Source organism: Larkinella sp. C7 (assembly GCF_006149005.1).
GTDB lineage: Bacteria > Bacteroidota > Bacteroidia > Cytophagales > Spirosomataceae > Larkinella.
Map to the genome: position 1 here is coordinate 23,747 of NZ_VBSL01000031.1, position 7,293 is coordinate 31,039.

General features: G+C 47.8%; 4 protein-coding genes. 3 read left to right on the top strand and 1 reads right to left on the bottom strand.

The features are described from left to right. Window positions 1-5: 5 nt before the first annotated feature. Window positions 6-1,613 (top strand): Ig-like domain-containing protein, encoded by a 1,608-nt coding sequence (locus FH871_RS31055; protein ID WP_138995212.1) that lies wholly within the window; start codon window positions 6-8, stop codon window positions 1,611-1,613. A 452-nt stretch (window positions 1,614-2,065) separates the two neighbouring features. Further along, window positions 2,066-3,874, top strand: coding sequence for a tetratricopeptide repeat protein (locus FH871_RS31060; RefSeq protein WP_229317736.1), 1,809 nt, complete (start codon window positions 2,066-2,068; stop codon window positions 3,872-3,874). Between the two features lie 37 nt (window positions 3,875-3,911). Here FH871_RS31060 and thrC read toward each other — a convergent pair whose 3' ends face one another. Next, window positions 3,912-5,216: a threonine synthase gene (thrC, locus tag FH871_RS31065; RefSeq protein WP_138995213.1), complete on the bottom strand. Its 1,305-nt coding sequence runs from the start codon at window positions 5,214-5,216 to the stop codon at window positions 3,912-3,914. Window positions 5,217-5,373: 157 nt separating this feature from the next. On the opposite strand from thrC, the gene pruA reads away from it, so the two are divergent. Beyond that, window positions 5,374-7,005 (top strand): L-glutamate gamma-semialdehyde dehydrogenase, encoded by a 1,632-nt coding sequence (pruA, locus tag FH871_RS31070; protein WP_138995214.1) that lies wholly within the window; start codon window positions 5,374-5,376, stop codon window positions 7,003-7,005. Window positions 7,006-7,293 lie beyond the last annotated feature (288 nt).

Genomic DNA, 7,293 nt, shown 5'->3' on the forward strand with positions numbered 1-7,293 from the left:
CAAAAATGAAACAAGCACTCGCTCTATTCGCCATTATCGTCGTTTTTCTGAATTCATGCTCCCAATATGCCGCACCGATTGGGGGTAAAAAAGACACCCTGGCACCCGTAGTGGTGGCCAGTACACCCATCAACAAGCAGAAGAATTTTAAGGGGAAAACCGTCGAGGTGTTCTTTAACGAATACATCCGGGTGGAGAATGCCAACCAGAAAATTCTGATCACGCCGGAGCCGGAAACACCTTTCAAAGTCAAAATCAAGCCGACCAGTCTGCGGCTTTCATTTGACAAACCGTTCAAGGATAGTACGACCTACACCTTCAATTTCACGGATGCCGTGAAAGACGTGACCGAAAACAACCCGGCCCTGAGTCTTAAATTGGTCTTCAGTACGGGCAGCACCATCGACTCGCTCAGGGTAGGAGGGAGGGTGACTGACATCCAAACGGGCCAGCCCACCTTGAATACATTGGTGGGACTCTACATTCCGAATGATACGCTGACACCCACCAAAAGCAAACCGTATTACTTCACGCGCACCGATACTTCCGGGGTATTTTTATTGGAAAATGTGAAAGATGGCCGCTACAAACTATTCGCGTTCGACGACAAAAACCTGAATTTTATCCTGAATCCAAACACGGAAAAAGTAGCTTTTCTGAAAGGCGATCTTGACCTGACGGCCAACAACGACACCCTGAATTTGCAGTTATTTTCGTTTTACAACACCCCTCCGCGATCGGTCCGAACGCAGCAGATGGTCAACACATACACCTATGTATTTGACCGGGGGATTGAAAAGTATTCCATACGTTTTAACAATCCGGAGGACAGTATTCCATCGTATTTCAGAACACCGACGGAGCTGACCTTCTTCAATGCGAAGGCAACGTCGGATACAATTCGGGTAAAGATTTCAGTAACGGACTCGCTAAAAAACACGACGGAGCTTACCCAGAAATTCAAGTTTCGAACCTCCACGCGCCGGGAAACACCGGAGCCGGTAACGATCACGGCCAGGCCGGCCGACAACGGAGACAGTGATCGAAACCTGGAAGTCGTGCTTGAGTTTTCGAAACCGATGAAACAGATCACCCCGGATTCATTGATGCTCTTTAGTGACAGCACAAACCGCATTCCACTGACCCCGCAGGACTACCGATGGGAAGATAATCAAACCCGTTTTGTGCTGACCAAATCGACTACCGCCCGGAACAACCTCATTTTCCGGTTAGGAAGAGGAGCATTTATCAGTGCCCTCAATGACTCAACGGCACGCACGGAATTGAACTATACCATCCGTGATCCCGAGAAATATGGCGTCCTGGCGGGGCAGGTAAATACATCGGCAAAGCAATTTATTGTGGAATTACTGGATGAGAATTTCAAGCTGGTCGAGAAGCAACTAAACAACCCAAGCTATCGATTCGTTAACATAAAACCGGGTCGTTACCGGCTTCGGGTCATCATCGATGAAAACGGAAACGGCCGGTGGGACAGTGGGAATGTGACAGAAAACCGCCTGCCCGAACCCATCTTCTTCTTCACCAGGAACAAAGGACTTATCCCCATCAAGGCCAACTTTGATATTAGCGAAGACATTGACGCCTTTTGAAAGGTCAATGTGAAATTAAAAAAACACAAGTTATCGGTGGAAAAGTAGGTGGAAAAGTGGATAAAGGGTGTGGATAAAATGTGACGGGGTACAAAAATTGCTGTGGACAACCAGACTTAGGCTGTGGATAAGAAAAAAGTAAAGTGTGGATAGTGTATAACTCTGCTATTTTCCACAACTTATTCTTACCTTCATCAACATGTGGAAATGTTTATACTATATCTTGTGGAAATGTGTTTAAAAGGGCGGTTTATTCCAGTGCGAGAATGTTGATAAATAATAAACGTATTGACAATCAGTTATTTATGTGTGTATAAGTGTGTTGACGTTGTGGATAAGTCATTTTTATTATCCACAAGATTCCAGAAGAAATGTGCATAAAGAAGTTGTCCACATATCCACAGGCAACAATCCTTTAAATCCTTTTATTCTTTAATTAATAAAAAGAGAAAATGAAGAAGATAGTAGGACTCCTGATGATGCTACTGTTGGTGGGCTCATTGAATGGATTTGCTCAGGAAGGAGCAGACCTGGCGGATGAATATTTCAAAAAAGGCGAATTTGAAAAAGCGCATACGATCTACCAGAAATTGATGAAGCCCGGAGCCAGCAAGCAAATCATCAGCCGCTATGTGGAGAGCTCGGTCAAGTTGAATAAAATACCGGAAGCGGAAAAGGTGGTCAGGAAGCTGGTGAAGTCGGACGACAAAAATCCGTATGTGTTTCTACAGGCCGGCATTCTCGAAGAGAGCCGGAGTGATTCAGCTAAAGCAGACGTTTACTTTAACAAAGCTATCGCCGTTGCAGGAAATGCAATTAACGGGTTGCCGGAACTGGCTCAGGATTTTGCCGAGCAAAGCAAACAGAACTGGGCCATCAAAGTACTGAAGAAAGGGCGCGAGCAAAGTCGGGAACCGCTGGCCTATGCCGGTGAACTGGCCCGCTTGTATGGCGCTGTCGGGCAAAAGGAAAACATGATCGACGAATTGTTGCACTGGGGACTCATCCCGGGTAATCGTGACAATGTGCAGGCCATTTTACAGGACAACCTGAAAGACGCCGATCAGAAGATGCTGGAGACGGTTCTGTACAAGAAAGTGCAGGAAAATCCGAACGAGATGTTCTATACCGAGATGCTCGTCTGGTACTTAACGCAAAAGAAGGAGTTTTATAAAGCATTCATTCAGGAACGTGCCCTCGACAAACGCTTAAAATTGACCGGTGTGCGCGTTTATGACCTGGGAGCGGTCGCACTCCAGAACAAAGATTATAAGAACGCAGCGGCCATGTTTGAGTACGTAGCGAAGGAATATCCCCAGGGGCAGCTCTATCCGTTTGCCCGGCGGCTGGTGATCAAGGCCCGGGAGGAGCAGGTGAAGAACACTTATCCGGTGGATAACCTGGAAATCCGGAAGCTCATTGCCGATTACCAGAAGATGTTTCAGGAACTGGGCAAAAACAACCGGACGCTTGAAGCCCTCCGCAGCACCGCCAGTCTGTACGCGTTTTACCTGGATGAAAAAGACACGGCTTTGACCATTCTGCAACTGGCCACCGAAATCAGCAAAAACGAAAAAGGGTTTATCGACCGGTGCAAACTCGACATGGGCGATATTTACCTCCTGAAAGGCGAACCCTGGGAAGCCACGTTGCTGTATTCACAGGTTGAAAAATCGCAGAAAGAAGAGTTGCTGGGGTACGAAGCCAAGCTGCGGAACGCCCGGTTGCACTATTACAAAGGCGAATTTGAGCTGTCGAAAGATGTGTTGGACATTCTGAAACAAGCCACCAGCCGGGAAATTGCCAACGATGCCGGGGCGCTCAGTTTGCTCATCATGGACAATACCGGCATGGATTCAGATAGCAACGAAACCGCCATGAAAGAATACGCTTCCATTGAACTGATGTTGTTCCAGAACAAAGTCGATTCGGCGGCTCTCGAACTGAATGAGATGTATGCCCGGTACAAAGACCACAGTCTGGCCGACAACATTTTGTGGCTGCGGGCTAATACGCTGATCAAACAAAATAAGATCGATGAAGCCCTGCAGGATCTGGAAAAAATCTCGGCCAACTACGGAGAAGATGTCCTGGGCGACGATGCGCTCTTTTTGACGGCCAAAACGTACGAGGAAAACAAGCAGGATAAACCCAAAGCGATGGAACTCTACAACCAGCTTTTGCAGAAATATCCGGGAAGTATTTTTGGAGCCGACGCCCGAAAGCGGTTTCGGGCCTTGCGGGGAGATACCATCAATTAATCAAAAAGACCCGCCATTCGGCGGGTCTTTTTGATTTTCAGGCGGTTTGCAAAAGAAAATCTTTAAACTGCGCAAAATCAGCCTTCATCTTAAAACTATGTTTCGGTCGGCTCATCAATTCCTCCAAAGCCGCCGGAATATCCACAGGGGTGTGGATAACTGACTCAACGAGCTCTTTGAACTTGGCCGGATGAGCCGTAGCCAGCGTTATTCCACACACATCCGGGTTGGTTTGTTGATAACGTTGTAAACCGAGGTAACCGACCGCCGTGTGTGGACACATGACGTAGCCAAATTGTTGATAAACAGCCGCCATGGCCTGTTTGGTCTGCTCATCATCAAAGAAGTAACCGGATAAAACGTGTTTCAGCGTTTCAAAATTATCGTTGAACAAGTGGGTAAGGCGCACGAAATTGCTCGGACTTCCCACATCCATCGCGTTCGAAATCGTTTCGACGGACGGCTTTGGCTCGTATACGCCCGTTTCCAAATACTTCGGAACCACGTAGTTCAGGTTCGTCGACGCAATGAACTGTTGAACGGGAAGTCCCATTTTGTAGGCTAGTGCTCCGGCACTGAGATTACCAAAATTGCCGCTGGGCGTCGAGAAAACCACCGGTTTTCCCAAATGCTTCACCTGTCCATAGGCCCGGACGTAGTAAAAACTTTGCGGAATCAGGCGGAAGATATTGATGGAATTGGCCGATGCCAGGCTAAACTGCTGATTTAATTCGGAATCGGTAAAGGCGGTTTTTACCAGCGCCTGACAATCATCAAACGAACCGTCGACTTCGATGGCGGTAATGTTCTGCCCCAGGGTCGTCAACTGTTTTTCCTGTAACTCACTGACCCGACCGGTGGGATACAGAATCGTCACTTTAATACCGGGAACACCCAGAAAGCCCATGGCCACGGCACCACCTGTATCACCGGACGTCGCGACCAGGATATGTACTTCCCGGTTCGATTTCTCCAGATAATAGCCCATCATGGCCGCCATGTAGCGGGCGCCCACGTCTTTGAAAGCCAGCGAAGGCCCGTGGAACAACTCCAGAACGTGCGTTTTTCCGTCTTCGAGCGCCACCACGGGCGTATCGAATGGAAAAGCGTGGTGAACCAGTTCTTCCAGTTTTACGGCTGGAATAGAGTCTTTAAAAAGCGCCGAGCTAATTTGAAAGCCAATATCGGCCAGCGAGCCACCGGAAATGGAATTGAAAAAGTCCGCGCCCATCGCTGGGATCATTTCCGGCATGTAAAGGCCCCGGTCTGCTGGCAAACTGCGGAGCAACGCTTCTTCCATCGAAACCCGGACAGAAGGATTATTCGTACTGTAAAACTTCATGGTAAGGAGCTAAAAAATTGCCGCAAGTTACGAAACCCCAAACCGTTAAGCGAACAATTGAATCGACAAATGACAAAAACTGTGGTATAAACCACGGGGAACCTAAATCGGTTACATTCAATTATCTAGTTTAGCAGCTTCAAAAATCAACAAACGTATGTCAGTAGGCTTTTTTCAGGTTCCGATTCCACAAAATGAGCCGGTTAAAGAGTATCGTCCCGGTTCCGACGAGCGCGCGAAGTTAAAAGCCGCCCTCGCCGAGGCTTCTTCAAAAACCGTTGATATTCCGATGTACATCGGTGCAGACGAAGTTCGGACCGACATTCAGAAGGAATTAGTAGCTCCACATAACCGCCACCAGATTCTGGCGCATTTTCATGAAGGAGATCAATCGCATGTTGAACAGGCTATTACGGCGGCACTAAATGCGAAAGAGGAGTGGGCGAATCTGTCGTGGGAACACCGCGCCAGCATTTTTCTGAAAGCCGCTGAACTGCTGGCTGGACCGTATCGCTACAAAATTAACGCAGCAACCATGCTGGGTCAGTCGAAGAATGCTTACCAAGCCGAGATTGATTCGGCTTGTGAACTGATTGATTTTCTACGGTTTAATGTCCATTACGCAACGGAAATCTACAGCCAGCAACCCAAATCGTCGGCTGGTGTATGGAACCGTCTGGAATACCGTCCGCTGGAAGGCTTCGTTTTTGCGCTGACGCCATTCAACTTCACCGCCATTGCCGGTAATCTGCCCACCGCGCCCGCTTTGTTGGGGAATACCGTGGTTTGGAAACCGGCCTACCAGCAAATTTATTCAGCGCAAGTCATCATGGAAGTGCTGAAAGAAGCCGGTTTGCCCGATGGTGTCATCAATTTGATTTACGTGGATGGGCCATTGGCGGGGGAAGTGATTTTCAAACACCCGGATTTTGCGGGAATACATTTTACCGGTAGCACGGGTGTATTCCAGCACATCTGGAAAAAGATTGGCGAGAATATTCATCGGTATAAATCCTATCCACGAATCGTAGGCGAAACCGGTGGAAAAGACTTCGTATTGGTTCATGAATCGGCAGATCCGAAAGCCGTAGCGACCGGACTGATTCGCGGGGCTTTCGAGTATCAGGGACAGAAGTGCTCCGCAGCATCGCGGGCGTATATTCCGTCAACCCTTTGGGAAGAGATCCGGGGGTACATTGTCGCCGATTTGCAGGCCATCAAAATGGGGAGTGTCGAAGATTTCGGGAATTTCGTCAATGCGGTTATTGATGAAAAATCCTTCGACAAGATCAGCAAATACATTTCTGATGCGAAAGCTGATCCGACTGTCGAAATCATTGCGGGGGGAAATGTGGATAAAACCGACGGTTTTTTTGTGGAACCAACGGTGTTGGTCGCGGCCAATCCGCTCTATGTAACAATGTGTGAGGAAATATTCGGCCCGGTTTTGACCATTTATCTCTATCATCCTGACAATTTTGAACAAACCATCGAACTGGTCGATCAAACGTCACCGTATGCCTTGACGGGGTCGGTTTTCGCCAAAGATCGGTATGCCGTTGAATTGGTCACGAAAAAACTGTCGAATGCAGCCGGTAATTTCTATATTAATGACAAGCCCACAGGGGCGGTTGTGGGCCAGCAGCCCTTTGGCGGGGCCCGGGCGTCAGGGACAAACGACAAAGCCGGTTCCTTATTAAACTTGCTGCGGTGGGTTTCAGCCCGGACAATTAAGGAGACTTTGGTGTCACCAACTGACTTCCGGTATCCTTTTTTGGCGAGTGAATAACATTTAAAATGATCAATAAGGAGATAGAATTGCATTCAAAAAAGAATGTTGTGGTAAATCAACTTTTTTCGAAAAAGGACTTGCGCTAAGTAAAACAAACCTCTATCTTTGCAGTCCCAAATAAGTGATACGGCTGGACGGAAGCGTTCAGCAACAGTTTTCCAAGCGAGGAAAACACGTTCTTTGACAACTTGACCAAGTAAGTAAGAAGTAAGGATTCTGCGTAAAGTATAAGTACAAATCATTTACAATGGAGAGTTTGATCCTGGCTCAGGATGAACGCTAGCG